The sequence below is a fragment of the Mycobacterium sp. PTI7 genome (assembly GCF_056679845.1).
This window is the reverse complement of sequence record NZ_CM155252.1, coordinates 1,049,120-1,075,883: the sequence shown is the minus strand read 5'-3', so window position 1 is coordinate 1,075,883 and position 26,764 is coordinate 1,049,120. Positions and strand designations below refer to the sequence as shown.

The window sequence follows — 26,764 nt, the reverse complement described above, 5'->3', positions numbered from 1 at the left end:
TTACGCACCAACGCGCGAACCAATTACTACGAGAAAGCCGATGTCTTGCATGCACGCGACGGTAGTCCTCGCACAGGTGGCAGGTCAAATTCGCCATCGTGCGAGCGCGCGACGGTGCCGGCGCGGCCCAGTGGGAGGATGGACGCATGAAATCGCGGTCGACCGAGCCCACCGACACGCCGACCGTCATCCGCATCTCGCCGATGGCGATGGTGGGCGTCGGGTTCCTCACCCTCGCCCAGATGTCGCTGGTCCTCGCCGAACCCCGGTGGTTCACCCCGACGCTGATCATCCCGCTGATCGCGTCGATCGCGATCTTCCGCTACCGGACCACTGCCGACGCCGAGACGGTGACGGCCCGCGGGTACTTCTCCTCGCGCACGGTGGCGTGGACGGAGATCGACGGCCTGCGGTTCGACCGCAAGTCCTGGGCGCTGGCCCGGCTGCACGACGGCACCGAGTTCCGGCTTCCCGCCGTCACGTTCGCGACGTTGCCCGAACTGACCGAGGTCAGCGGCGGCCGCGTCCCCAACCCCTACGCGTAGGGACCGGTCAGGCCAGCGGGTTGATGCCGTTGAGCAGCGCCCAGATCGCGACGCCGGCGCCGATGCCCAGCAGCAGCGCTGCCAGCGAACCGATGAACGGCCTGCGCGCCCAGCCGCGGCCGGCGTCGAAGCCGTAGCGCCCCGGGCCGGTGAGGCACAGCGCCGCAGCGAGCACGAGCAGCGTGACCTGGTACTCGTGCCCGTCGGGGAGGAAGAAGGGAAACCACCCGGACTCCGGCTGCGCGACGACGGCCGCGAGCAGCGCGTTCACCAGGTAGGCCACCGCGGCGGCGGCCGCCAGCGGCGTGAACAGCCCCAGCACCAGCAGCACGCCCGCGGCGATCTGGCCGCCCGCGGCGACGTAGGTCAGGATGCCGGCGTGCTGGTAGCCGAGGTCGGCGAGCGACTGCTGGAACCCGTCGAGGCCGGTCCCGCCCCACAGCCCGAACGCCTTCTGCAGGCCGTGGGCGATGAGCAGCGCGCCCAGCCCGACCCGCAGCAGCATCAGCCCGAGGTCCTGGGTGCCGCGCTTGCCGGCCGCCCGCACCCGGTCGTCGGTCAGCGGGTCGGTGCCCACCTCGGCGGGCTCGGCCGGATGCGCGGAGTTCCGCCCGTTGGGCTGCACGTACGGCAGGGGCTCGGGATCGCCCAGCAGGCCGTAGGCGGGCTGCGGCGCGGGCTGCGCGTCGTAGCGCGGGATCGCCGTCGTGGCGGCCTCGCCGGTGTAGGTATGGGAGGGAACGTCGTCCTCGGGGTCGACCAGGCGCGCCGACGCCGGCCGCGCGGCGGTGGAGCCATCGCGGTCTTCGGGCCGTTGCCAGGCGCGCGGGTCCTGTGAGGTACTGGTCACGAATCACAGGGTAAGTGCAAGTCACCCGCCAGCCGTGGATTGGCGCGTGTTCACCGGGGCCTCGTTGCAGACCCGTGACATGCCGGATCGTCCCTCCCCGTCGCTCCGCTCGCCCCTGCAAACCCACTCCCCGTCGCTCCGCTCGCCCCTGCAAACCCCCTTCCCGTCGCTCCGCTCGCCCCCGACGTGGCGCGGACCGCGCCGCGATCCGTAACCTGGCTCGCATGAGACTGCGCCGGCCGATGCGGGGTGTGCTGGTGCTGCTGTGCGGCGCGTTGCTGATCGTTCCGGGGTGCGCGCGCTTCGACTCCGCGCAGTCCGAACCCTTCACCACCGAGCCGCAGTTCGAGCCGGGCGCGAGCACGCCGCCGCCCCCGCCACCGCCGCTGCCGGCCCAGCCCTTCCCGAAGGAGTGCCCGGCGCCCGGCGTCATGCAGGGCTGCCTGGAGAGCACCAGCGGTCTGATCATGGGCTCGGACAGCAAGTCCGCGCTGGTGGCCGAACGCCTCACGGGCGCCGTCAAGGAAGTGGCCGTCAACGCCGAGCCGAAGGTCAAGGTCGTGCTCCCCGTCGACCCGACGGGCGACGGCGGGCTGCTCGACATCGTGCTGTCCCCCACCTACCCGCAGGACCGGCTGATGTACGCCTACGTCAGCACCCCGACCGACAACCGGGTGATCCGCATCGCCGACGGCGACGTCCCCAAGCCCATCCTCACCGGCATCCCGAAGGGGCCGACGAACAACGCCGGCGCGCTGAAGTTCGCGAGCCCCACCACGCTGATGGTGCTGACCGGCGATGCGGGCAATCCCGCGGCGTCGTCCGATCCGGCGTCACTGGCCGGGAAGCTGCTGCGCCTCGAGCAGCCCACCACCGTCAACCCCGCGCCGCCGACCACCGCGCTCAGCGGCATCGGTGGTGCCGGCGGACTGTGCACCGACCCCGCCGACGGCTCGATGTACGTCACCGACCGGGCGGCCGACGCCGACCGGCTGCAGCGGATCACCAAGGACTCCACGGTGTCGACGGTCTGGTCCTGGCCGGCCCGGCCGGGCGTCGCGGGCTGCGCCGCCCAGGACGGCACCGTGCTGGTGAACCTCGTGAACACCAAGCAGACCGTCGCCGTGCGGATGGCGCCCGACACCGGTGCGGTGACCGGTGAGCCCGAGGTGTTGCGCCAGGACACCCGCGGCCACGTGTGGGCGCTGCAGATGTCCCCCGACGGCAACGTGTGGGGCGCCACGGTCAACAAGACCTCCGGCGACGCCGAGAAGCTCGACGACGTCGTCTTCCCGCTGTTCCCGCAGGGCGGCTTCCCGCGCAGCAGCGACGAGAAGACCTAGGCCGCAGGCCCCGAACCCGGCAGTCGCAACATCAGCCGGGTGCCACCCATCGGGCTGACCTCCAATACCGCGGTGCCGCCGTGCAATTCGGCCTGCTGCGCCACCAGCGCCAGTCCCAGACCCGATCCCGACCGAGACGCCGTCGTGCCGCGGTGGAACCGGCCGAACACCTCGGTCCGCTCCTCCTCGGGCACGCCGGAACCGTCGTCGTCGACGGTGATCTCGACGCCGGAGGCGGAACTCAGCACGCTGAGCCGGACCTGCGTCGCGTCGCCGTGCTTGACCGCGTTGGCGATCGCGTTGTCGATGACCAGGCGCAGTCCCGCGGGCAGGCCCAGCATCAGCACCGTCGTCGACGACGCCAGCGACACGTCCAGACCCGGGTAGTTGCGCATCGCGTCGTGCGCGGCCCGGTCCAGCAGCTCGGTGACGTCGACGGGGACGAAGTCGTCGGCGGTGGTCAGCTCGCCCTGCGCCAGCCGCTCCAATGCGGTGAGCATCGCCTCGATGCGGCCCTGGGTGCGCATGACGTCGTCGATCACCTCGGTGCGCTGCTCGGGCCCGAGGTCGAGGGTGGACAACACCTCGAGGTTGGTGCGCATCGCCGTCAGCGGGGTGCGCAGTTCGTGGGACGCGACGGCCGCGAAGTCGCGGGCCGACTCCAGCGCCTCCCGGGTGCGCTGCTGCTCCTCACCGATGCGCGCCAGCATCCCCTCGACGGCCTCGGAGATCTCGACCGCCTCCCAGACGCCGCGCACCTGCACCTCGTCCGGGTTGGACTGCGCGTTGATGGCGCGGGCCTGCTGGGCGAGCATGCGGAACGGGTTGACCATGATCAGCGAGATCACCCAGCCGACGAGCAGGGTGCCGAGGATCACGCTCGAACAGATCCAGAACACCCGCCAGTGCAGGGCGTCGATTCTCGCCTGCGTGGCGGCGGTCGACGCCCCGATCGCAATCGAGGCGATTCCGGTGGAGATGGTCCGCACCCGGTACTCGACGCCGTCGATCGTCGTGGTGGCGTAGCCCGGCGCGAGTTCGGGCAGGACGACGTCCGGCGGGATCGACACCGTGGTGGGTCCGATCCGGGCGGTGCGGAAGAAGCCGTCCTCGGCCGACTCGTCGCCGGGGCTGTCCTGCTGGGCGCTGCGGATCAGCGTGTTGACGTCACCGAGGCTGCTCAGCGAGTCCAGCCGCCGGTCCAGCTGGCTGTTCTGGTCGTTGGTGACGCCGGTCCAGACCCAGACGCCGAGCACCAGCACCAGGATGATGACGCCCACCTGGCCGACGATGACGATCGACCGCAGCGACAGCAGCCGCAGGGGTTGCTGAAGCAGGCGGTAGACGAGGTCCTGCGGTCGCAGGGACACGCGCATCCGTCCTAGCTGCAGGCCGCGATGACCATGTCGCGCACCTGCGCGGCATCGGCCTGGCCCCGGGTGGCCTTCATCACCGCGCCGACGATGGCGCCCGCGGCCTGCACCTTGCCGCCGCGGATCTTGTCGGCGACGTCCGGGTTGGCCGCCAGTGCCTCGTCGACGGCGGCCTTGATCACCGAGTCGTCGCGCTCGACGGCGAGGCCGCGGTCCGCCACGACCTGGTCGGGCTCACCCTCGCCTGCGAGCACGCCCTCGATCACCTGGCGGGCCAGCTTCTTGGACAGCGTGCCGCCCTCCACGAGCGCGATCACCGCCGCCACCTGAGCCGGCGTGATGGGCAGCGCGTCGAGTTCGACGCCGGCCTCGTTCGCCTTCTGCACCAGGAAGTTGCCCCACCAGGCGCGGGCGTTCTCGCTCGAGGCGCCGTGGGCGACGGTCGCGGTCACCAGTTCGACGGCACCGGCGTTGACCAGGTCGCGCATCACCTCGTCGGAGATGCCCCAATCCTGCTGGATCCGGTTGCGGATCAACCACGGCAGCTCGGGGATCGTGCCCCGCAGACGTTCGACGAGGTCGGCCTCCGGCGCGACCGGTTCGAGGTCGGGTTCGGGGAAGTACCGGTAGTCCTGCGCGGTCTCCTTGCTGCGGCCGGCGGTGGTGTAGCCGGCCTCGTTGAAGTGCCGCGTCTCCTGGGTGATCCGGCCGCCGGCGTCGAGGATCGCCGCCTGACGGCGCATCTCGTAGCGGACGGCGACCTCGACGCTGCGCAGCGAGTTGACGTTCTTGGTCTCGGTGCGCGTGCCGAACTCGGTCTCGCCCTTGAGCCGCAGCGACAGGTTCGAGTCGCAGCGCATCGAACCCTGATCCATGCGGACGTCGGATACGCCCAAGCCGCGCAACAGGTCTCGCAGCGCCGTGACGTAGGCGCGGGCGATCTCGGGGGCCCGCTCGCCGGTGCCCTCGATGGGGCGGGTGACGATCTCGACCAGCGGCACGCCGGCCCGGTTGAAGTCCAGCAGCGACGTCGTCGCGCCCTCGATGCGACCGGTGTCGCTGCCGAGGTGCGTCAGCTTGCCGGTGTCCTCCTCCATGTGCGCGCGCTCGATCTCCACGCGCCAGGTGGTGCCGTCCTCCAGCGGTACGTCGAGGTAGCCGTCGATGGCGATCGGCTCGTCGTACTGGCTGATCTGGTAGTTCTTCGGCTGGTCGGGGTAGAAGTAGTTCTTCCGCGCGAACCGGCCCCACGGGGCGATGTCGCAGTTCAGCGCCAGCCCGATGCGGATGGCCGACTCGACCGCGGCCTGGTTGAGCACCGGCAGCGAGCCGGGCAGGCCGAGGCAGGTGGGGCACACCTGGGTGTTGGGTTCGGCGCCGAACCGGTTGGCGCAGCCGCAGAACATCTTGGTCGCCGTCGACAGTTCGACGTGAACCTCCATGCCCATCACGGGGTCGTACCGGGCGACGACGTCGTCGTAGTCGAGGAGCTCGGCGGAGGCGACAGTCATGCCCTCGATCCTAGTGATCGGGTCACGATCCCCCGCGACCAGACGTGAACTCCCCTCAATCGACCGCGTTGAGGGGACTTCGCGTCTGCTCGCGCAGAAAACCTAGCCGAAGAACTCCGCGGCGTCGTCGTAGCGGCTCTGCGGCACCAGCTTCAGCTGACGGACCGCGTCGGCGAGTGCCACCCGGCCGATGTCCTGGCCGCGCAGCGCCACCATGGTCCCGTACTCACCGGCGTGCGCGGCGTCGGCGGCGTTGACGCCGAAGCGGGTCGCGAGCACCCGGTCGTAGGCGGTGGGCGTGCCGCCGCGCTGGACGTGTCCGAGCACGGTGGTGCGCACTTCCTTCTTGATCCGCTTCTCGATCTCGACGCCGAGCTGGTGGGCTACACCGGTGAACCGGACGTGCCCGAACTCGTCGATTCCGCCGTCGCGCAGCATCATCGAGCCCTCGGCGGGCCGGGCGCCCTCGGCGACCACGCAGATGAAGTGCGAGTCGCCGCGGACGAACCGCTGCTTGACCAGGCGACAGACCTCTTCGACGTCGAAGGGCTGCTCTGGGATCAGCGTCATGTGGGCACCGGAGGCCAAGCCCGCGTTGAGTGCGATCCAGCCGGCGTGGCGGCCCATCACCTCGACGAGCATCACCCGCTGATGCGATTCCGCGGTGCTGTGCAGGCGGTCGATCGCCTCGCTGGCCACCTGCAGTGCGGTGTCGTGGCCGAACGTGACGTCGGTGCAGTCGATGTCGTTGTCGATGGTCTTCGGGACGCCGACCACCGGCACGTTCTCCTCCGACAGCCAGTGCGCCGCGGTCAGCGTGCCCTCGCCACCGATGGGGATCAGCACGTCGATCCCGTTGTCCTCGAGCGTCTGCTTGATCTGGTCGAGCCCGGCCCGCAGCTTGTCGGGGTTCACCCGGGCGGTGCCCAGGATGGTGCCGCCCTTGCCGAGCAACCGGTCGTTGCGGTCGTCGTTGGCCAGCTGGATGCGGCGGTCCTCGAGCAGACCCCGCCAGCCGTCGAGGAAGCCGACGACGGTCGACCCGTACCTGACGTTGCTGGTCCGGACCACCGCCCGGATCACCGCATTCAGTCCGGGACAGTCGCCGCCACCGGTGAGCACTCCAATCCGCATGCGTCCATCCTCCCCCGTCAGATCGCCGTCGGCAGCGTTCCGCGAGCCGCCTCGTAGGCGGCACCCACGCGGTAGAGCCGATCGTCGGCCAGCGCCGGGGCCATGATCTGCAGGCCGACGGGTAGACCGTCGTCCTCCGAGAGCCCCGACGGGACCGACATCCCGCAGTGGCCGGCGAGGTTCAGCGGCAGCGTGCAGAGGTCGAACAGGTACATCGCGAGCGGGTCGTCGACCTTCTCGCCGATCGGGAACGCCGTGGTCGGCGTCGCCGGCGACACCAGCACGTCGGCCTGCTGGTAGGCCGCCTCGAGGTCCCGGGCGATCAGCGTCCGGACCTTCTGCGCCTGGTTGTAGTACGCGTCGTAGTAGCCGGCCGACAGCGCATACGTGCCGATCATGATGCGCCGCTTGACCTCTGGACCGAATCCGGCCGCGCGGGTCAGCGCCATCACCTCCTCGGCGCTGTGCGTGCCGTCGTCACCCACCCGCAGGCCGAATCGCATCGCGTCGAAGCGCGCCAGGTTGCTCGACACCTCCGACGGCAGGATCAGGTAATAGGCCGCCATCGAGTAGTCGAAGTGCGGGCAGTCGACCTCGACGACCTCGGCGCCGAGCGCGGTCAGCTGGTCGACCGCGGCGGTGAACGACGCCAGGACGCCCGGCTGGTAGCCCTCGCCACTGCGCAACTGCTTGACCACACCCACCCGGATGCCGGTCAGGTCGCCGGAGGCGCCCGCCCGCGCAGCGCCGACGACGTCGGGCACCGCGACGTCCAGCGACGTCGAGTCGCGGGCGTCGTGACCGGCGATCACCTGGTGCAGCAGCGCGGTATCGAGCACCGTGCGGGCGCACGGCCCGCCCTGGTCGAGCGATGACGCGCACGCGATGAGGCCGTAGCGCGACACCGTGCCGTAGGTGGGCTTCACCCCGACCGTCGCGGTGAGCGCCGCGGGCTGGCGGATCGAGCCGCCGGTGTCCGAGCCGATCGCCAGGGGGGCCTGGAACGCGGCGAGTGCTGCGGCGCTGCCACCGCCCGACCCGCCCGGCACCCGGTCGACGTCCCACGGGTTGCGCGTCGGTCCGTACGCCGAGTTCTCCGTCGAGCTGCCCATGGCGAACTCGTCCATGTTGGTCTTGCCGAGGATCGGAATGCCTGCGGCACGCAGCCGGGTGGTCACCGTCGAGTCGTACGGCGAGCGCCAGCCCTCGAGGATCTTCGATCCGCAGGTCGTCGGCATGTCGGTGGTGGTGAACACGTCCTTGAGCGCCAGCGGCACCCCGGCCAGCGGCGACGGAAGCGTCTCGCCCGCGGCCACCGCGGCGTCGACGCGCTCGGCGGCGGCCAGCGCCTCGTCGGACCCGACGTGCAGGAACGCGTGGTAGCGGTCGTCGGTCCCGGCGATCTGGTCGAGATGGGCCTGGGTGACCTCCACCGAGGACAGCTCGCCCGCGGCGATCCGGCCGGCGAGCGTCGCCGCGTCGAGGCGCGTCAGGTCGCTCATTCCGCCTCCCCCAGGATGCGCGGCACCGCGAACCGGCCGTCGACCGCGTTCGGGGCCGCGGCCAGGGCCTCGTCCTGCGCCAGCGAGGGCAGCACCGTGTCCGGCCGGGTGACGTTCAGGTCCTTCAGCGGGTTGTCCGTCGCCTCCACCCCGGTCACGTCGACCGCCTGGATCTGGCCGACGTGGGCCAGGATGGCGTCGAGTTGGCCGGCGAAGCTGTCCAGTTCGCCGTCGGTCAGGGAGAGCCGGGCGAGACGCGCCAGGTGGGCGACGTCGTCCCGGGATATCTGCGACACGTTGAAAAAGACTAGTGGTCGGCCCCGAGCGCCACTCTCCCGAGTCGCTCCGCTCCCATCCTCCGTGAAACAGTGTGCGCGTGCCGTCATACCTGCTCCGCGTGGAACTCGAGGACCGACCCGGTCGTCTCGGTTCGCTCGCGGTGGCGCTGGGATCGGTCGGCGCGGACATCCTGTCGCTCGACGTCGTCGAGCGGGCCGCCGGTTATGCGGTCGACGACCTGGTGGTCGAACTGCCCGCCGGGGCCATGCCGGACACGCTCATCACCGCCGCCGAGCGCATCAGCGGCGTCTACGTCGACAGCGTGCGCCCGCACACCGGGCTGCTCGAGGCGCACCGCGAACTCGAGCTGATCGACCACATCGCCGGAGCCGGGCCCACCGCGGCCAAGTTCCGGGTACTGGCCGACGAGGCGCCGCGGGTGCTGCGGGTGGGCTGGTGCACGGTGCTGCGGCTCGAGGGGTCGGTGCTGCACCACGTCACGAGCAGCGGCGGCGCACCGGAGACCCAGGCGTTGTCGGCGCCCTGGCTGCCGCTGGAACGCGCCGAGGCGCTCGACGGCACCGCCGAGTGGCTGCCCCAGGTGTGGCGTGACATGGACACGACGCTCGCCGCGGCGCCGCTGGGCGATCCGCACACCGCGGTGGTGCTGGGCCGCCCGGGCGGACCGGCGTTCCGTCCGTCCGAGGTCGCGCGCCTGGGCTACCTCGCGGGCATCGTCGCGACGATCCTGCGGTAGCGCTCTACTCCTCCGGGTCGGCGTCCAGGTCGGTCTCGGCCGGCTCCTCGGGGACGGGCGCGGGCCCCTCCGCGAGCAGCGTGCGGAAGCCGTCCTCGTCGAGGACCGGCACGCCGAGTTCGATCGCCTTGTCGTACTTCGATCCCGGCGCGTCGCCGGCGACCACGTACGCCGTCTTCTTCGACACCGATCCCGCCGCCTTGCCGCCGCGGAGCAGGATGGCCTCCTTGGCCTCGTCGCGCGAGAAGCCGGTCAGCGACCCGGTCACGACGATCGAGAGCCCTTCCAGCGTGCGTTCGATGGACGTGTCCCGCTCGTCGGCCATCCGGACCCCCGCCGCACGCCACTTCGCCACGATCGCGCAGTGCCAGTCGACGGTGAACCACTCGACGACGGCGGCGGCGATGGTGGGACCGACGCCCTCGACCCCGGCCAGCCGCGCCTCGGACGCCTCCTCGATGGCCTCGAGACTGCCGAATTCGCCTGCGAGCGCGCGGGCCGCGGTGGGCCCGACGTGCCGGATCGACAGCGCGACGAGCACCCGCCACAGCGCCTGCTGCTTGGCCTTGCCGAGGTTGGCCAGCAGCCGCTTGCCGTTGGCCGACAGCTCGCCCTTCTGGGTGGTGAACAGTTGCGTGCGCAGCAGGTCGTCCTCGGTGAGGGTGAACAGGTCACCCTCGTCGGTGATGACGCCCGCCTGCAGCAGCGCGATGCCCGCCTCGTACCCGAGCCCCTCGATGTCGAACGCCCCACGGCCCGCGACGTGGAAGACGCGCTCCCGCAACTGCGCCGGGCACGACCGGGCGTTGGGGCACCGGATGTCGGCGTCGCCCTCCTTCGCTGGTTTCAGCGTGGTGCCGCACTCGGGGCACTCGGTGGGCATGACGAACTCGCGCTCTGAGCCGTCGCGGGCGTCGACCACGGGACCGAGGACCTCGGGGATGACGTCGCCGGCCTTGCGGATCACCACGGTGTCGCCGATCAGTACGCCCTTGCGCTTGACCTCCGAGGCGTTGTGCAGGGTGGCCAGGCCGACGGTGGAGCCCGCGACCTTGATCGGCTCCATGTAGGCGAACGGGGTGACCCGGCCGGTGCGACCGACGTTGACCCTGATGTCGAGGAGCTTGGTGGTGGCCTCCTCGGGCGGGTACTTGTAGGCGATCGCCCACCGCGGGGCGCGCGAGGTGGCGCCGAGGCGGCGCTGGAGGGTGACGTCGTCGACCTTCACCACCAGCCCGTCGATCTCGTGTTCGACGTCGTGGCGGTGCTCGCCCCAGTAGGTCACCCGCTCGGCGGCCTTGGCGATGCCGGTGACGCGCGTGGTGTGGTCGGACACCGGCAGGCCCCATGCCTTCAGCGCGAGGTAGGCGTCGTGCAGCGTGGTGGGCGTGAACCCCTCGGTGCGCCCGAGACCGTGGCAGATCATGTGGAGTCTGCGGCGCGCCGTGATGGCCGGGTTCTTCTGTCGCAGTGAGCCCGCGGCGCTGTTGCGCGGGTTGGCGAACGGCGCCTTGCCCTCGGCCACCAGGCCGGCGTTGAGTTCCTCGAAGTCGGCGACCCTGAAGAAGACCTCGCCGCGGACCTCGAGGACGCGGGGTACCGGGTACTCCTCGCTGGGCGTGAGCCGCTCGGGGACGTCGGAGATGGTGCGGGCGTTGAGCGTGACGTCCTCGCCCGTGCGGCCGTCGCCGCGGGTGGCAGCCCGCTCGAGCTTGCCGTCGCGGTACACCAGCGCCAGGGCGACGCCGTCGATCTTCAGCTCGCAGAGGAACTCCGGGTCGTCGCCGATCTCACCGGTCAGACGGGCCGCCCAGGCGGTCAGCTCGTCGGAGTCGAACACGTTGTCCAGGCTCAACATTCGCTCGAGATGGTCGGCCGCGCCGAACTCGGTGGCGAAACCCGCGCCGCCCACCAGTTGGGTCGGCGAATCCGGCACGCGCAGTTCGGGGTGGGCCTCCTCGAGCGCGGTCAGTTCACCGAGCAGCGCGTCGAACTCCCCGTCGGAGATGAGCGGCGCGTCCTTGACGTAGTAGCGGAACTGGTGGCCACGCACCTCGTCGGCCAGTTCCTGCCAGGCGCGGCGGACGTCCGGCGGGACGGGGTCACCCTCGGTTGCGCTCACCACGGCAGGCTAACCGAGGCCACCGACGTCAAACCCCTGCCGTGGGCGATCAGCATGGCAGGAGTGGCGGCGGCAAGGGCATCCTGACTCGGGGTGCCGAGTTCTAGACTCTCCCCGTGCCGCATCCGACGATGTTCCGCGACGACGACCCCGATCTCGCGCGGGTGCGGGCCATCGCGCTGGACTTCCCCGACGCGTTCGAGAAGGTGTCCCACGGCCGGCCGGTGTTCTGCGCGCCGAAGATGTTCGCGATCTACGGCGGCAGCACCAGGGAGACCGGCGAGATGGTGTCCGTGCCGTCCTGCCTGCTGGTCAAGACCGACGACGCCGAGCGGCCGGCCCTGCTCGCCGACGAGCGCACGTTCCACCCCGCCTACCTCGGCCCCTACGGCTGGATCGGGCTGGACTTCAGCGTGGCCGACATCGACTGGGACGAAGTGGCCGAGCTGATCGACGCGTCGTTCCGCTTGGTCGCGTCCAGGAAACTCGTCGCCCGACTCGACGAACGGCGACCCGACGACGGCGGCGACGTGGTTCGATCACAGGCGAGATGAGTTTCGCCAGCCCCTTCCCCCAGGTCCAGATCCCGACGAGCAACCTGTACGACTACCTGTTCGGCGACCTCGCCGAGGCCGACGCCGATCGCGTCGCACTCGTCGACGCCAAGACCGGTACCGAGACCACCTATCGCGACATGGTCGCCAAGATCGACGCCTTCGCGGGCGCCCTGGCCGACCGCGGCGTCGGGGTGGGCGACGTGGTCGCGCTGCTGTCACCCAACAGTTCCGCGTTCGCGATCGCCTTCCACGGCATCCTGCGATCGGGTGCCACCGCGACGACCGTCAACGCGCTGTTCACGGCGAAGGACATCGCCAAGCAGCTGGCCGACTCGAAGGCCACGATCCTCGTCACGGTGTCCGCGCTGCTCCCCCAGGCCGCCGAGGCCGCCGCGGCAGAGGGCCTCGACGCGGCCCACCTGTTCGTGCTCGACGGTCCCGGCGCCGCCGCGGACGGCCATCCCAACGCCGAGGACCTCCTCGCCCCTGGCCTCCCCGCACCGGACGTCGACTTCGACCCCCGCACCCACCTCGCGGTCCTGCCGTACAGCTCGGGCACGACGGGAAATCCCAAGGGCGTCATGCTCACCCACGCCAACCTGACCGCGAACGTCGCCCAGATCCGGCCCCTGCAGGGGATGCGGGCCGACGACCTCATCCTCGCGGTGTTGCCGTTCTTCCACATCTACGGCATGACGGTGCTCCTCAACGCCGCCGTGCACGCGCGGGCCCAGCTGGTCATCATGCCCAGCTTCGACCTCGAGGGGTTCCTCCAGCTCATCGCCGACCGCCGGTGCACCCTCGCGTTCATCGCTCCGCCCGTCGCGGTGGCGCTGGCGAAGCATCCGCTGGTCGAGCGCTACGACCTGTCCAGCCTGCGCGGCATCATGTCCGGTGCGGCACCGCTGGACGAGGACCTCGGCCGCAACGTCGCCGACCGGCTGGGGTGCGCGGTCATCCAGGGCTACGGCATGAGCGAGCTGAGCCCCGTCAGCCACGTCCCGCCCTTCGACGGCGGCCGCGAACTGGTGGGCTCGGTGGCACCGCTGAGTTCCTGCGGGTGGACGGTCCCCAACTCGGTCAGCAAGATCGTCGACGGCGAGACCGGAGCCGAGATCGACCCTCCCGCATCGGGACTCAGCGAGACCGGCGAACTGTGGTTCAAGGGCCCGAACGTGATGGCCGGGTATCTGAACAACGAGTCGGCCACCCGGGAGACCATCGACGACGACGGGTTCCTGCACACCGGCGACCTCGCGCGGGTCGACTCGACGGGCTGCGTCTACATCGTCGACCGGCTCAAGGAGCTGATCAAGTACAAGGGCTACCAGGTGCCGCCCGCCGAACTCGAGGCCGTGCTGCTCTCGCATCCGCAGATCGCCGACGCTGCGGTGGTCGGCGTGCGCGACGCCGACTCCGGCGAAGAAGTCCCCAAGGCCTTCGTCGTCGTCCAATCCTCGGAGGGCGCAGACGATCTCACCGCAGAGGCGATCATGGCGTTCGTCGCCGAGAACGTCGCGCCGTACAAGAAGGTGCGCCAGGTGGCCTTCATCGACGCGATCCCGAAGTCGGCCGCGGGCAAGATCCTGCGCAAGGATCTGCGCCAGGCGTGACGGCCCCTAGCCGTCCGCCGGTGCGGGCTCTCCCGCACCGATGAGTTCCTCGCCGCGGTCGTAGTCGTCGTCGGCGTTGTACGTGAGCACGCCGACGGCCTTGCCGCCCGAGGAATACCAGACGGTGAAGCCACCGTCGCGCTCGACCAGTCGGCTGTCGTCGAAGCCGTCGCCCCACGCGTGGTACTTCAGTGCCGCGTCACCGATGTCGGACCAGAAGCCGGGCACGGTGGACCAGCGCGCCCGTTGGCCGGCGGCGGAGGCGCCGGCGACCTCGCCCTGGTCGGCGGCGTCCTGCCAGTGCTCGATGACCAGCGCCCGGCCGGCACCGTCGTTGAAGGTCTTCGCGACGTCACCTGCCGCGTACACGCCGTCGACGTTGGTGCTCGCGTCGGCGTCGGCCACGATCCGCGCGTCCTCCACGGCGATGCCCGCCTTCTCGGCGACCGCACTGTTGGGCGACACCCCCGTCGCGGCGAGAATGAGATCCGCGGTGATGGCGGTGCCGTCCTCCAGGCGCACCGTGTGGCCGTCGATCGACGCGACCCCCGTGCCGCCGCGGTAGGTGGCCCCGGTCGCCTCGACGAGGCCCCGGATCCGTCGGCCGGCCTCGGCGCCCAGTCGCTTCTCCTGCGGCACCTCACTGGGTGCCACCAGCGTGACCGTCACGCCCCGCATCGCGAGCGAGGCCGCCGCCTCGCAGCCGATGAAGCCTGCGCCGATCACCACGGCCGACGTCGCATCTCCGGCCGAGTCGCGCAGCCGGGTGGCGTCCGACAGCGACCGCAGCTGCAGGGCGGCGTCCCCGCCCGGCACGTCGAGCGGGGTGGGACTCGCGCCGGAGGTGATGACGAGCGCGTCGTAGCCGTACTCCTCGCCGCCGGCGGTGACCACGCGTCGGGTGGTGTCGATGTCCGACACCGGGGATGCCAGGGTCAGCTCGATCGACTGCTCGTCGAACCACTTGCGCGGATGCAGCTCGACGTCGTCGGTCTCGCCACGGAGGAACTCCTTGCTCAGCGGCGGGCGCTCGTAGGGTGCGCGGTCGTCGGCGGTGAGGACGCGGATGTGGGCGTCCGGCTGGTGCTTGCGGTAGGTCTCGGCGGCGCCGATGCCTGCGGGGCCACTGCCGATCACGATCAAGCGGGGGGTCGTCATGAGCGGGGCATACCCCGGTCGCGACGAGTCGGAACCCGGCGGTGAGTCAGTGCACGGCGAGCGAGGACGTGAGTTGGGCGGCGGCGTCACTCGCGCGGGCCTGCCGGTGCCCGAGATAGACGCCGAGCAGCGGTGCCAGCACCAGGCCGGCGAGACCCCACAGTGGGCCGATGCCGCCGCCGCTGCCCGCGGGGGCGACCAGGAGTCCCGCGGCGCCCGGGCGGGCGGCGGGGCGGTCGGCCGGACCGGTTTTGGTGGCGGTCAGCGGGGTCACCGGGACCGCGAGGGCCGTGGGTGCGACGACGGGCGGCGCGGGCAGCACGACGATGGGCGGGGGCGGTGGCGCCGTGGCGCGGATCCGGGCGGGGCGCGCTCCGGGCGTCCGGCCATTGCCGACCACCACGCGCGGGCTGACCAGGGGCGTCGCGGTGGTCGCGGCCGCTGCACCACCACCACCGCCGCCACCGCCACCGCCACCGGACGACGTCGTGGCGATGGGTGCCGGTGCGACGGCCGAGGGTTCGGCGGGCGGCGCCGCGACGGCAGCCGGGGCGAGCGCGCTGGGGCGGGCCACCGGGGCCTGCACCGACGGTTCGGGCAGCAGGAGTTCGGGGTCCGAGTCGGGAGCGGAGCCGGGGGCGGGAGCCGGGGCGTCGCCTCGAGGTCCACCACCGCCGGGTCGGTCCCGGTCGGCGGGTCGCGGTCCCCGGCCGTCGCGGTCGCGGTCGCGCTGCTCTTCCCGAGAGTGGGAGTGGCGGGGCCCAGGGTCGCCCGTGGCGACTGCGATGCCCGGTCCGGCCATCGCGACGCCGACCGCCATCAGGACGGCGGCCACCCCGGCGACGGCGTCGATGCCGGGTGTCGTCGGAGCCACGGTCCTCCCCCAGGTCTGCGGCGTACACGGATGGGGCGAACTGATCTTCGCACGCGTCAACCGTCGCGTCGACCCGTGCCGCATCCCCGTGGACGTCACGCCGAGTCGGGATCGACGGCGATGCCGTCGGCGACCTTCTGCGTCAGACCGACGGCCATTCGCGCCCACTCCGACGTGGCCTCCGCGAGGCCGCACGCGGGGGTGATCCCGATCCGGTCGCGCAGCACCGCGCGCGGGAAGCCGAGCCGGTCGGTGATCGACGCGGCGGACGCGGCGATCTCCTCGGGGGCCGGCACGCGGTCGGGTGCGGTGGTCGGCACGACCCCGAGCATCGCGACGCGGCCCGACTCGACCCACTCGCCGATGCCGTCCAGGTCAGCGGCGACCAGTCGCGACGCGTCGAAGGAGACGGCGTGAAAGCGACTCTGCAGCAGCAGCTTCCACGGCACGTCCGACGCGCAGCAGTGCAGCGCGACGTCGCCACCGACGGTCTCGATGCACTCGTCGAACAGGCCCCCGGCGAACGGCACGTCGATGGCGCGCACCGACGACAGACTGGTGACGCCGGTCAGCCGGCCCGCCAGCGCGGCGGGCAGCGTCGGCTCGTCGAACTGCACCACGACGTCGGTCTCGAGCCGCCGGGCGATCTCCGCGCGATGGACCTTGACCCCCTCGGCGAGGGACGCCGCGATGTCGCGCACCGCACCGAGATCGGTGAGCGCGCGGTGGCCGCCGCCGAGTTCGAGCTGCGCGGCGAGCGTGATGGGGCCGGTGGCCTGCACCTTGACCGGACGTCCGCTGCCCCGCAGGCCGGCCCGCTCCCAGGCCTCCTCCAGCGCGTCGACGTCCTCGTCGAGGAGGCTGATCGCGCGCCGCGAGGCGGCACTGCGGCCCGACGCGATGCGGTAGCCGCGCGGCACCGTGTCGACGTGCAGGTCGACCAGCAGTGCGGCCGCCCGGCCGATCATGTCGGCGCCCACCCCGCGGGCGGGCAACTCGACCAGGTGCGTGAGCCCGGTCAGCTCCCCCACCACCACGCCTGCGGCGTCGCGTGCGGACACCCCGGGCCAGGAGCCGATGCCGGTCGCCGTGCTGAACACGCTCATGCGAAAACGTCCACGCTGGCAACACTATTCGATGGGCGGCCGGACGCGTTACTCTCAACCATGCCCGCTGCGCTGCGACGTCGTGCGCTCGGAGCGGCCGCGGCACTGATTCTGGTGTCCACCGCCGCGTGCGCACAGACCGTCTCGGGCAGCGCCGTACGGTCCGTGCCGGGCATCGACGACGACTCCCGCTCGCCGGTCGACGTGGACGCGGTCCTGCTGGAACAGACGCAGATGCGCGCCATCACCGGGGGCGGCGACGATCTGACGGTGATCCCGACGATGGACGGCAAGCAACCGGTCGACATCGTCGTGCTGGCCGACACCGCGCCACCGCCGTGCCGTTGGTACTACGTCGAGACCGACACGTTCGGCCCGGACGTCGAGGAGTTCCACAAGACCACCTACCAGCAGCCACCGAAGGGCGCGCTGATCTCGCAGGGTGCGGCCGCCTACGCCGACCCGGAGACGGCGAGACGGGCGTTCGAGGGCCTCGCCGGCCAGGTGGACCAATGCGGGGCGACGCCGTCGGGGTCGGTGTACGTGGGCGACTGGGACACCTCGGCGGACTCGTTGCAGACCCGCACCGGCGGCTGTGGCCGGGACTACCGCCTGAAGTCGGTCGTGCTGATGGAGGTCACGTTCTGCGGCTATCCGGCGACGGTGCCCGACATCGTGCTGTCCAACCTGGTGGCCAACGTCCCCGGGTGACGCCTGACGGCTACCGCCCGACGCCCGCGATCGTCGCGCTGGCGAGCACCTCGTCACCGGCCGGGTCGGGCCGGTACAGCACCATCGTCTGTCCCGCGGCGACGCCGCGCAGCGGGGTGCGCAGGTCGGCCACCAGCCGTCCGTCGCGGACCTCGACCACGGCCGGTGCCAGGCCGCCGTGGGCGCGCACCTGCACCTCGCACTCGACGGGACCGTCGAGGGGCCGGCCCGAGGTGAAGACCGGCCGCTCCCCGTCGAGACGGCGGACCTCCAGGTCGGCGGCAGCGCCGACGTGCACGGTCTGGGTCTCGGCGTCGATCGCGGTGACGTAGCGCGGCTGCCCGTCGGGGCCCGGTCCGGCGATGCCGAGGCCCCTGCGCTGACCGATGGTGAAGCCGTGCACCCCGTCGTGCTCGGCGAGCACCGTGCCGCCGGCGTCGACGACGGCTCCGCGTCGCACCCCGATCCGGGCGCCGAGGAAGGCCCGGGTGTCCCCCGAGGGAATGAAGCAGATGTCGTGGCTGTCCGGCTTGTCCGCGACCGCCAGCCCGCGGCGGGCCGCCTCGGCGCGGATCTCGGGCTTGCCGGTGTCGCCGATCGGGAACGCCGCCCGCGCGAGCTGAGCGGCCGTCAGCACGCCCAGCACGTAGGACTGGTCCTTGTCGGCGTCGACGGCGCGGCGCAGCCGGCCCTCCGACAGACGCGCGTAGTGGCCGGTGGCCAGCACGTCGAAGCCGAGCGCGACCGCGCGTGCGGCCAGCGCGGAGAACTTGATCTTCTCGTTGCATCGCACGCACGGGTTGGGCGTCTCGCCCCTGGCGTAGGAGTCCACGAAGTCGTCGATGACGTCCTCGGTGAAGCGTTCGGCGAAGTCCCACACGTAGAACGGGATGTCGAGGATGTCGGCGACGCGACGGGCGTCGCCGGCGTCCTCCTTCGAGCAGCAGCCGCGGGAGCCAGTGCGCAGGGTGCCGGGGGCGGTCGACAGCGCGAGGTGCACGCCCACCACCTCGTGGCCGGCGTCGACCATCCGCGCGGCGGCCACCGAGGAGTCCACGCCGCCGCTCATCGCGACCAGGACGCGCATCAGGAGCCGTACCCGGCACTGGCGAGTGCGGCCTGGCGGGCGCGCTCTACGGCCGCGGGCAGCACCGCCAGGGCGGCGGCCACGTCGGACTCGACACTGGTGTGTCCCAGCGACAGTCGCAGCGAGCCCCGCGCGCTGGCCGGGTCGGCGCCCATCGCGGTGAGGACGTGCGACGGTTGCGCGACGCCCGCGGTGCACGCCGAGCCCGTCGAACACTCGATTCCCTTCGCGTCCAACAGCATCAGCAGCGAGTCGCCCTCGCAACCGCGGAAGGTGAAGTGCGTGTTGCCGGGCAGCCGGTCGTCCCCGACCGCACCGTTGACGACCACGTCGTCGATGGCGGCGAGCACTCCGTCGATCAACGCGTCGCGCAGCGCCGACACGCGGGCACGGTAGGCGTCGAGTCCTTCCACGGCGACCTTGGCGGCCGCGGCCATGGAGATGGCGCCGGCGACGTCGGGGGTGCCCGACCGCACGTCGCGTTCCTGACCGCCTCCGTGCAGCAGCGGCACGCACGCGGTGTCGCGGCGCAGCAGGAGCGCGCCGACGGCCATCGGACCGCCGAACTTGTGTGCGGCGATGCTCATGGCCGACAGGCCGCTCGCGGCGAAGTCGACGGGGATCTGACCCACGGCCTGTACGGCGTCGCTGTGCATCGGCACGTCGAACTCGGCCGCGACGGCGGCGAGTTCTGCGATCGGCATCACGGTGCCGACCTCGTTGTTGGCCCACATGACCGACACCAGCGCCACGTCGTCGCGATCGCGCAGGGCGTCCCGCAGCGCGCCGGGCGCCACCGAACCGTCGGCGCCGACGGGCAGCCACGTGACGTCGGCGTCCTCGTGGTCGGCGAGCCACTGCACGGCGTCGAGGACGGCGTGGTGCTCGACGGGGGTGGTGATGATGCGGCGGCGGCGCGGGTCGGCGTCGCGGCGGGCCCAGAAGATGCCCTTGACCGCGAGGTTGTCGCTCTCCGTGCCGCCCGCGGTGAAGACGATCTCCGATGGCCGCGCACCGAGCAGGCCGGCCAGCGCCTCGCGTGCCTCTTCCATCCGGCGTCGCGCCGCGCGACCGGACGTGTGCAGCGACGATGCGTTGCCCACCGTCGCCAGGGCGCCCGCCATGGCCTCGATGGCAGCGGGGTGCATCGGGGTGGTGGCGGCGTGATCGAGGTAGACGGCGGTCATGGCCCACCCAGGATACCGGCAGGCCAGGTGATGCCTAGGCGACCAGTGCGTGGCCCCCCGCGGAGTGCCTGCGCACCGTGCCCCGGCCGTCGGATCCGCGCACCGCCGCCTCGCAGCGGGCGGCGAGGTCGCGGCGGTGCCCGGTGGGCAGCTGCAGGGACTGCACCTGGACGTGGGCGACGGTCCGCTGCGCGGTGATGACCCGGCGGATCGACGTCAGCAGCCCGTCGTCGCCGACGAACGCGGGCACGGTGGACGCCGCGCCGTCGCGATGGCGATAGGTCAGCCGCAGTGGCTGCACCGGGCGTCCCGCGTCGATCGCGCCCTGGAACATCGCGGGCCTGAACGAGCCGTAGCCGACGCCGCACCAGGTGGTGCCCTCCGGGAAGGCGACGACGGTGTGGCCCGCGCGCAGACGGTCGGCAATGGTGCGCACGACGTCCGGCAGCCGGCGCAGGTTCGCCCGGTCGATCGGGATGATCCGCATGAGCCGCGTGACGACCCCCAGTACCGGCCAGTCGATCAGGTCGGCGCGCGCGACGAACGAGCCGGGCAGCACCGACCCGATCACGAACACGTCCACCCAGGACACGTGGCCGCTGACCACGAGGACGCCGCGCAGGTTGCGAATCGGGCCGCCGGACAGGGTGATCCGCACGCCGAGGCACCGCAGCATCAGTCGGCAGTACACCCGCTGCACCCGCGACTTGCCCGGCATCGGCACCGCGAGCAGCGGGACCGCGGTGAAGAGCAGCACGGCGCACAGCACGCGGATGGTCGTGCGCACCGCCACGACGGTGCGGCGCGACGTCCGTGACCCGTCGGCGGCGAGGCAGTGGGTGCCGCAGGACGCGCGCGGCAGCCAGGGCGTGTCGATGGCGCCGTGACTGCTCATCGGGCGACCCCGTCGGCCATGTCGCCCGCGGCCGACACCGATCGCAGCCGCGTGAGGTAGCGGACATCGGCCTCGCGCTTGTCGAGCAGCGCGGGGAAGTCACCGACCCCGAAGTCCGGGTCGTGGGCGGGGTCACCGCACACCTTGGCGCCCAGGCGCAGATAGCCGCGCATCAACGGCGGCACCGTGATCCGTGCGGGGGGATCGATCTCGTCGAGGCCGCGGCCGTCGAGGACGACGGGCCGGTACGGCCGCACGAGGTACGGCGAGGCGTGGCGTCTGCGGACGAAGTCGCGGACGCCGCGGATCTGGGTGCCGGGCCGCTCGTCGGGACTGCCCTGCACCGGAACCGACACGCACCCGGTCACGTAGTCGTAGCCCCGGCGGTCGAGGTAGGCGAGGATGCCCGCCCACATCAGCAGCACGACGCCGCCGTTGCGGTGGTCGCGGCGTACGACCGCGCGGCCCATCTCGACCATGGCCGGCCGGATGGCGTCCAGCGCGCGGACGTCGAATTCCGTTGCGGTGTAGAGCCCGCCGGCGGCGATGGCGCCGGGCGGCGGCAGCATCCGGTAGCACCCGACGATGTCGCCGGAGCCGTCCTCGCGGACCAGCAGGTGGTCGCAGAACTCGTCGAAGCGGTCGGCGTCGCGGCCCTCGGAGTGGCCGTCGTCGGTCAGTGCGAAGCCCGGCTCCGAGGTGAACACCTGGTGGCGCAGCCGTTGGGCCGCGTCGATCAGGGTCTCGTCGGTGGACAGCAGGAGCGTGTAGCGCGGTCCGGACGGGCCGGAGGCGGCGCCCAGAGTCTCGTCGGCGGCGATGAGTACGGATGATGCAGTGCTCATGGCTGCACGGTCGCCGAGCAGTCGGGCGGGATGCCTACGGCCGCGTGACGCGTCGGTGCACGCTGGATGACGAGTGCGTGCGGCGGGTCTCAGGCGTCGAGGAACGTCACGTGATCGTCGAGCGGGTCCCGGGGGACGTCGAGGTGGTTGGCGGCGAACGACGGGTCGGCGTGACCGATCGAGAGGCCGCACAGGACGGCCAGTTCCTCGGGGATGCCGAGTTCCTCGCGCACCACATCGGGATACAGCGCGATCGACACCTGGACACAACTGTCGATGCCCCGCTCGGTGAGCGCGAGCAGCAGAGTCTGCAGGAACATGCCCACTCCCATGGCGTCGACGTGGGCGAAGTCGCGGTGCATGCAGACGACGCCGGCGACGGGCGCCCCGAAGAACTCCCAGTTGCGCCGCTGGGCCACCCATCGGCCGGCCGCGTCGTCGCGGGCAATGCCCATGGCACCGTAGATCTGGGCACCTGCCTCCCGCCGCCGCTCGGCGAACCTCTCCGGTAGACCGGCGGACGGGATCGTCGGCGGCGTCTCGTCGACAGCCGCGAGCAGCGCGGTGGCCAGCCGGTCCCGTCGTGCCCCCGTGGCGAGGTAGACGTGCCACGGCTGGGTGTTGGAGTTCGACGGCGCGTGCATCGCCAGGGCGAGGGCCCCGGCGAGCAGTACACGGTCGACCGGCTCGTCGGCGACGAACTTCCGCGCCGATCGGCGCGCGCGCACGGCGTCATCGAGGTCACTCATCGGGGACGTGGCGCGCGACGCGCCGGTCCTTGCGCGCGTCGAGTTCGTCGTCGTCGACGATCACCAGCATCTGCTGCCCGGGCACGCACAGCATGGTGACCACGAACCGCAACCACGAGTCGGTTCTGTTGTTGGCGTCGGAGTAGTGGATGACGTCGCCGCCGGGTTCCCAGAACGCCTCGCCCGCCGTGATGACGCGGGGCGCCTCGCCTTCGAGTTCGAACAGCATCTCGCCCTCGAGCACGTACCCGAAGGCCGGTCCCGCCGGGTGGCGGTGCGGCGGTGCACCGGGGTCGCCGGGCGGCCATTCGATGATCGCGGTCATCACCTCCGCGTCGGTCGGGATGAAGGGCGGTGTGACGCTCTGGATCACCGACATCGCGTTCATCAGTGCGTCGGTGCGTTCCTGGGACACGGGCATGGTCGCTTCTCCTGCTGTGAATGGTGGGTGGGGGGGTCAGGCCGCTGCGCCGCCGCCGTCGGCGAACAGCGTGGAACCGGTCACGAAGCTGGACCGGGGTGAGGCGAGGAAGAGGATGGCCTCTGCGATCTCGCTTGGCTGCGCGGTGCGACCGAGCGGCAGTGCTCTCCCGAGTTCCTCGTTCTGGTCGCCCCACTCGGCGGCGACGCCCTCGGTGTCCGTCGGACCGGGCGCCACGCTGTTGACGCGTACACCGCTGGGGCCGAACTCCGTTGCCCAGGTTCGCGTGAGCGATTCGAGGGCACCGGGGAAGCTGCCCGCTCACCGCGGGCACCGTCACGACCGGTGACGATCACCGTGGCACCGGCGGCGGCCAGCAGCCGAGCCGCCTCGAAGCCGATGCCCGCCGTCCCGCCGGTGACCAGTGCGGTCTGGCCGGCGAGTTCGGCGCTCATGGCCGTGCGCTCAGCCAGTCGGCGAACGTCGTGGACGCCAGCGCCGCTCCGTCGCCGGTGACCAGGCTGTCCTGCCCCACGGCCGTGCCGAAGTACGTGGCGGACGGGTCGACGACGACGGGAGTGTCGGCGCCCTGGCTGGTGAGCACCGTCCGGGCCATGTCTGCGAACGACATCTTCTCCGGGCCGCCGAAGTCGACGATGCCGTCGACCGACTCGGCGACGGCGACGCGGGCCACCTCTGCGGACACGTCGGCGGCCGCGACCGGCTGGATCCTGGCGTCCGGTGCGTGCACCTCGCCGTCCACCACCAGCGACCCCGTGATCGCCTCGGTGAACTCGTGGAACTGGGTGGCACGCACGATCGTGTGGTGCAACCCGGAGTCGGCGATCGTCCTCTCCTGCACGACCTTCGCCCGCATGTAACCGCTGTCGGGCAGTCCGTCGGCGCCGACGATCGAGAGCGCCACGTAGTGGCCCACTCCGGCCTCCGTCGCGGCGGCGACCAGGTTGGCCGACGAGGCCGTGAAGAACTTCAGCACCGGGTCATCCTCGAACGACGGTGAATTGACGACGTCGATCAGAACCTGGGCGCCGGCCAGCGCCTCGGCGAGCCCGTCACCGGTGACGACGTCGGCCCCCGTGTTGCGGGACGCCGCGACCACGTCGTGCCCTGCGGCGGTGAGCAGTTCGACCACCGCGGAGCCGACGAGGCCCGTGGCCCCGACGACGGTGATCTTCTTCACATCGGTCATGTCAGTGTCTCCTTCATCGTGGTGCTAGCCAGGGTCAACCCCGCCCGCGCAGCGGCGACGGCGCGCGCGGCGGGTTCGAGGTTCACTCCTTCACGGTCGCATTGCGACCCCCGGGTTCGAACCCCGGAGAGTCCGTAGTCCGGTGCGACGGCTACGGCAGCGTCAGACTCCGCAGCTCGCGTCGTGACCGGATCGCCAGCTTGGCGAACACCTTCCGCAGGTGCCACTCCACCGTGTGCGCGCTGATGAACAGCTGCGCGCCGACCTCGGGGTTGGTCAGTCCGGCGGCGACGAGTTCGGCGATCTGACGCTCCTGCGGGGTCAGCGCGTCGCCCGCCCCGGCAACGCGCTTCGCGGCCTTCTCCCCGGTGGCGAGCAGTTCGCGCCGCGCGCGATCGGCGAAGGCGCCGGCGCCCATGCCCGCGAGCATCCGGTGTGCGTCACGCAGGTGACCGCGGGCGTCGCTACGGCGGTTCTGCCGGCGCAGCCATTCGCCGTAGAGCAGCCGCGCCCGGGCCAGGTGCACCGCGATGCGGGTGCGGCCCAACCGGTCGATGGCCTCGAGGTAGTGATCCTCCGCGGCGGTGCCGGCGCTGACCAGCGCCCGCGACCGGGCCAATACGCCGAGCGCCCAGTCGGTGCCGGCGGGGACGGTGCGCGCCTCGAGGAGTCGCAGGCCGTCGACGGCGGCGTCGTCGCGACCGGCCCGCGCGGCGGCTTCGATCAACTCGACGAGCGTCCAGCCGTACAGGCCGAGATCATCGAACTCGACGGCACGGGCGGCCGCGTCGAGCGCGACCTGGTAGCGGCCGAGTCCGTTGTGCAGCACCGCGGAGGTGTACCCGGCAAGACCGACGATGCGGCCCTCGCCGCGGGCCCGGGCGTCGCGTGTCGCCGCCTCGACGAGCGCGGTGGTCGTGGCCTCGTCACCGGTCCAGGCCGACAGCGCCAGCCCGTGGTAGCGGATGGGCGGATTGCCCGTGGCGCGGGCGATCTCGGCGGCGTCGGCCACCAGGGCCGCGGCCGTCGCCAGCTCGCCGGCCTGCAGGTGCAGGCCGGCGCGGCCGACCAGGGCGGCGGGCAGCACGGCCAGGGCGCCGGTCTCGGTGGCGATGCGCACCGCGTCGGTGGCGATGCGGTGCCACGCCTCGTCGTCCCACGTCTCGTGCACGAGCGCCTCGTGCGCGATCGGGAACGCCTGCCACGACCAGCCGGGAGCGCGCAGGACGTCGACCGCTCTCGTCATTGCGCGCTGCGCGACGGGACCCGGTCCGGCGACACGGGTGACGAGCGCGTGGGCGACGAGGTCGACGGGCCGGTCCCCCGGTGTCGAGCGTGCTGCCGCTCCGGCCGTGTCCGAGAGCAGCGTGCCGCCCTCCCGGCCCACGTACATCGCGGCGCTCAGGGCGTCGAGGTGGGTCTCCGTCGCGAGGTCGGCGTCGACCACGCGGACCCTGGCCGCCGTGTCGGCGAACTGGGTCACCGACTCGAGAAGCATTGCCGCACTCCCCATCCCGCGGCTGCGTGCGAACGTCAGCCGGGCCCGCAGGCGCGCCACCCGCGCCCGGTCGATCGCACCGAGCGGCGCGAGCGCGGCCACCGCGAGCAGATCCTCGGCGGCCTCCGGAGCGGCCGCCGCACCCTTGGCCTCGGCGGCCGCGAGTGCCCGCCTGCCGCGTGCGACCGGATCCGGTGTCAGCTCGGTGGCTCGGGCCAGAAACGCTGCGACGGCGGCGATCCCGCCGCGCTCCCGGGCCCGGTCCGCGGAGCGTTCCAGTTCGGCGGCGATCGCCTCGTCGGGTCCGGCTGCCCCGTGGGCGCGGTGCCACGCGCGTCGGTCGGGATCGCGGTCGGCGTCGGTCACCTCTGCCAGCGCCCGGTGCGCCGAGCGTCGCTCATCGGTGGTCGCGGACCGGTAGGCCGCGGCCCGCACCAGCGGGTGCCGGAACCGTACCCAGGTGCCCACGTTCACCAGGCCCGCCGACTGGGCGGGCGCGAGTCCCGCGGCGTCGAGACCGAGTGCGCCCGCTGCACCGAACAGCAGCGTGGGGTCGCCGATCGGTTCGACCGCCGCGACGCCGAGCAACCTGCGGGTGACGTCGGGCAGGGCGCTGATCCTGCGCGCGAAGCGCTCCTCGACCTGGCCCACGACGGCACCGGTGCCCGGTTGGTGATAGCCACCCGCCAGTTCGGCGGCGGTCATGTCGCGGGGAAGTTCCCGCAGCGCCAGCGGATTTCCCCCCGTCTCGGCGACGATCCTGTCGCGCACGCCCTCGTCCGGTCGCACCCGCATGGCGGCGCCGAGCAGGGCGCGGGCGTCGACGTCGGCGAGGCCGCCGATCGTCAGATCGGGCAGGCCCACCAGGTCGGTGACCGGGTCGCGCTGCGCGAACACGACGACGACCCGCTCGGCGAGCAGGCGGCGGGCCACGAAGCTCAGGGTCTGCGCCGAGGCGCGGTCGAGCCACTGCGCGTCGTCGACGACGCACACCACCGGGCGGTCCTCGGACGCCGCGGCCAGCAGACCCAGCACGGCCAGTCCGACGAGGAAGCGGTCGGGCGCGGCACCGGACCGGAGGCCGAAGGCGATCTCGAGGGCGTGGCGCTGCGGCTCGGGCAGCCCGGTCGCCCGGTCGAGCACCGGCGCGCACAGCTGTTGCAGTCCGGCGTAGGCCAGTTCCATGTCGGACTCGACGCCGACGCCACGCAGGACCAGACAGCCGCTCGCAGCACCGATCAGGTACTCGAGCAGCGCGGTCTTTCCGATGCCCGCCTCGCCATGCAGGACGAGGATTCCGCTCGAGCCGGCGCGCGCCGTCGCCAGCAGCCGGTCGATCGCCGCGGTCTCGACGGCCCGGCCGTACAGCCGGGTGGCCATCTGACTCATGCCCACCCGCTCGCATGTCCCCACGACGCACGAAACCCCGGCGTCACG

The 26,764-nt window shown here is 72.1% G+C and carries 23 protein-coding genes and 2 pseudogenes; 6 read left to right on the top strand and 19 right to left on the bottom strand.

Going from position 1 to position 26,764, the window contains the following annotated elements:
- Positions 1 to 146 precede the first annotated feature (146 nt).
- On the top strand, positions 147 to 545 hold the full coding sequence (locus tag AC1MEY_RS05210; protein ID WP_480229651.1) for a PH domain-containing protein: 399 nt from the start codon (positions 147 to 149) through the stop codon (positions 543 to 545).
- Positions 546 to 552: 7 nt separating this feature from the next.
- Here AC1MEY_RS05210 and AC1MEY_RS05205 read toward each other — a convergent pair whose 3' ends face one another.
- Positions 553 to 1,395, bottom strand: a complete 843-nt coding sequence (locus AC1MEY_RS05205) for a DoxX family protein (protein WP_480229650.1) — start codon at positions 1,393 to 1,395, stop codon at positions 553 to 555.
- Between the two features lie 224 nt (positions 1,396 to 1,619).
- On the opposite strand from AC1MEY_RS05205, the gene AC1MEY_RS05200 reads away from it, so the two are divergent.
- Entirely contained in the window at positions 1,620 to 2,738 is a 1,119-nt protein-coding gene (locus tag AC1MEY_RS05200; RefSeq protein ID WP_480229649.1) for a PQQ-dependent sugar dehydrogenase, read from the top strand.
- Here the strand turns inward: AC1MEY_RS05200 and AC1MEY_RS05195 are convergent.
- From AC1MEY_RS05195 to gatC, 5 genes are all read right to left on the bottom strand, one after another.
- Positions 2,735 to 4,108 (bottom strand): sensor histidine kinase, encoded by a 1,374-nt coding sequence (locus AC1MEY_RS05195; protein ID WP_480229648.1) that lies wholly within the window; start codon positions 4,106 to 4,108, stop codon positions 2,735 to 2,737. The two genes, AC1MEY_RS05200 and AC1MEY_RS05195, sit on opposite strands and share 4 nt — an antisense overlap.
- Before the next feature lie 11 nt (positions 4,109 to 4,119).
- Entirely contained in the window at positions 4,120 to 5,622 is a 1,503-nt protein-coding gene (gene gatB, locus AC1MEY_RS05190; RefSeq protein WP_480229647.1) for an Asp-tRNA(Asn)/Glu-tRNA(Gln) amidotransferase subunit GatB, read from the bottom strand.
- A gap of 102 nt (positions 5,623 to 5,724) precedes the next feature.
- Positions 5,725 to 6,756: an ATP-dependent 6-phosphofructokinase gene (locus AC1MEY_RS05185; RefSeq protein ID WP_480229646.1), complete on the bottom strand. Its 1,032-nt coding sequence runs from the start codon at positions 6,754 to 6,756 to the stop codon at positions 5,725 to 5,727.
- 17 nt (positions 6,757 to 6,773) lie between these two features.
- On the bottom strand, positions 6,774 to 8,258 hold the full coding sequence (gene gatA / locus AC1MEY_RS05180; protein ID WP_480229645.1) for an Asp-tRNA(Asn)/Glu-tRNA(Gln) amidotransferase subunit GatA: 1,485 nt from the start codon (positions 8,256 to 8,258) through the stop codon (positions 6,774 to 6,776).
- Positions 8,255 to 8,554, bottom strand: a complete 300-nt coding sequence (gene gatC, locus AC1MEY_RS05175) for an Asp-tRNA(Asn)/Glu-tRNA(Gln) amidotransferase subunit GatC (protein WP_480229644.1) — start codon at positions 8,552 to 8,554, stop codon at positions 8,255 to 8,257. Before gatC ends, gatA begins: the two co-directional genes overlap by 4 nt.
- 80 nt (positions 8,555 to 8,634) lie before the next feature.
- Here gatC and AC1MEY_RS05170 point away from each other — a divergent pair, with 80 nt between their 5' ends.
- Entirely contained in the window at positions 8,635 to 9,294 is a 660-nt protein-coding gene (locus AC1MEY_RS05170; RefSeq protein ID WP_480229643.1) for an ACT domain-containing protein, read from the top strand.
- Positions 9,295 to 9,298: 4 nt separating this feature from the next.
- On the opposite strand, the gene ligA is transcribed toward AC1MEY_RS05170, so the two are convergent.
- Positions 9,299 to 11,416 (bottom strand): NAD-dependent DNA ligase LigA, encoded by a 2,118-nt coding sequence (ligA, locus tag AC1MEY_RS05165; RefSeq protein WP_480229642.1) that lies wholly within the window; start codon positions 11,414 to 11,416, stop codon positions 9,299 to 9,301.
- A 116-nt stretch (positions 11,417 to 11,532) separates the two neighbouring features.
- Between ligA and AC1MEY_RS05160 the strand changes: the two genes are divergently transcribed.
- Both AC1MEY_RS05160 and AC1MEY_RS05155 read left to right on the top strand, forming a co-directional pair.
- Positions 11,533 to 11,970, top strand: coding sequence for an MmcQ/YjbR family DNA-binding protein (locus AC1MEY_RS05160; protein ID WP_480229641.1), 438 nt, complete (start codon positions 11,533 to 11,535; stop codon positions 11,968 to 11,970).
- A complete protein-coding gene (locus AC1MEY_RS05155; RefSeq protein ID WP_480229640.1) occupies positions 11,967 to 13,586 on the top strand; it encodes an AMP-binding protein in 1,620 nt (539 codons plus the stop codon). The genes AC1MEY_RS05160 and AC1MEY_RS05155 overlap by 4 nt, the downstream gene beginning before the upstream one ends.
- Positions 13,587 to 13,592: 6 nt before the next feature.
- Here AC1MEY_RS05155 and AC1MEY_RS05150 read toward each other — a convergent pair whose 3' ends face one another.
- The 3 genes from AC1MEY_RS05150 to AC1MEY_RS05140 form a co-directional block, all read right to left on the bottom strand.
- Positions 13,593 to 14,744, bottom strand: a complete 1,152-nt coding sequence (locus AC1MEY_RS05150) for an NAD(P)/FAD-dependent oxidoreductase (RefSeq protein WP_480229639.1) — start codon at positions 14,742 to 14,744, stop codon at positions 13,593 to 13,595.
- Between the two features lie 46 nt (positions 14,745 to 14,790).
- Positions 14,791 to 15,618 (bottom strand): hypothetical protein, encoded by an 828-nt coding sequence (locus tag AC1MEY_RS05145; protein WP_480229638.1) that lies wholly within the window; start codon positions 15,616 to 15,618, stop codon positions 14,791 to 14,793.
- 95 nt (positions 15,619 to 15,713) lie between these two features.
- Positions 15,714 to 16,724 carry a uroporphyrinogen decarboxylase/cobalamine-independent methonine synthase family protein gene (locus AC1MEY_RS05140; protein ID WP_480229637.1) on the bottom strand — a complete coding sequence of 337 codons (1,011 nt, stop codon included), beginning with the start codon at positions 16,722 to 16,724 and terminating at the stop codon, positions 15,714 to 15,716.
- A 60-nt stretch (positions 16,725 to 16,784) separates the two neighbouring features.
- Between AC1MEY_RS05140 and AC1MEY_RS05135 the strand changes: the two genes are divergently transcribed.
- Positions 16,785 to 17,435, top strand: coding sequence for a sensor domain-containing protein (locus tag AC1MEY_RS05135; protein WP_480231308.1), 651 nt, complete (start codon positions 16,785 to 16,787; stop codon positions 17,433 to 17,435).
- Here the strand turns inward: AC1MEY_RS05135 and mnmA are convergent.
- From mnmA to AC1MEY_RS05090, 9 genes and pseudogenes are all read right to left on the bottom strand, one after another.
- A pseudogene (gene mnmA, locus AC1MEY_RS05130) lies at positions 17,424 to 18,522 on the bottom strand (tRNA 2-thiouridine(34) synthase MnmA); the annotation flags it as partial. The gene AC1MEY_RS05135 and the pseudogene mnmA sit on opposite strands and share 12 nt — an antisense overlap.
- The gene (locus tag AC1MEY_RS05125; protein WP_480229636.1) at positions 18,522 to 19,709 is read right to left on the bottom strand and encodes a cysteine desulfurase family protein; all 1,188 of its coding nucleotides are present in this window, start codon (positions 19,707 to 19,709) and stop codon (positions 18,522 to 18,524) included. The pseudogene mnmA and the gene AC1MEY_RS05125, both read right to left, overlap by 1 nt.
- A gap of 34 nt (positions 19,710 to 19,743) precedes the next feature.
- Positions 19,744 to 20,604 (bottom strand): lysophospholipid acyltransferase family protein, encoded by an 861-nt coding sequence (locus AC1MEY_RS05120; protein WP_480229635.1) that lies wholly within the window; start codon positions 20,602 to 20,604, stop codon positions 19,744 to 19,746.
- Positions 20,601 to 21,449: a GNAT family N-acetyltransferase gene (locus tag AC1MEY_RS05115; RefSeq protein WP_480229634.1), complete on the bottom strand. Its 849-nt coding sequence runs from the start codon at positions 21,447 to 21,449 to the stop codon at positions 20,601 to 20,603. Before AC1MEY_RS05115 ends, AC1MEY_RS05120 begins: the two co-directional genes overlap by 4 nt.
- An 89-nt stretch (positions 21,450 to 21,538) precedes the next feature.
- Positions 21,539 to 22,198, bottom strand: coding sequence for a nitroreductase (locus AC1MEY_RS05110; protein WP_480229633.1), 660 nt, complete (start codon positions 22,196 to 22,198; stop codon positions 21,539 to 21,541).
- Positions 22,191 to 22,619: a cupin domain-containing protein gene (locus tag AC1MEY_RS05105; protein ID WP_480229632.1), complete on the bottom strand. Its 429-nt coding sequence runs from the start codon at positions 22,617 to 22,619 to the stop codon at positions 22,191 to 22,193. The genes AC1MEY_RS05110 and AC1MEY_RS05105 overlap by 8 nt, the downstream gene beginning before the upstream one ends.
- A 36-nt stretch (positions 22,620 to 22,655) precedes the next feature.
- A pseudogene (locus AC1MEY_RS05100) lies at positions 22,656 to 23,074 on the bottom strand (SDR family oxidoreductase).
- On the bottom strand, positions 23,071 to 23,829 hold the full coding sequence (locus tag AC1MEY_RS05095; protein WP_480229631.1) for an SDR family oxidoreductase: 759 nt from the start codon (positions 23,827 to 23,829) through the stop codon (positions 23,071 to 23,073). The pseudogene AC1MEY_RS05100 and the gene AC1MEY_RS05095 overlap by 4 nt, the downstream one beginning before the upstream one ends.
- Positions 23,830 to 23,980: 151 nt before the next feature.
- Complete coding sequence (locus AC1MEY_RS05090) at positions 23,981 to 26,716, bottom strand: ATP-binding protein (protein ID WP_480229630.1); 2,736 nt, start codon at positions 26,714 to 26,716, stop codon at positions 23,981 to 23,983.
- Positions 26,717 to 26,764 lie beyond the last annotated feature (48 nt).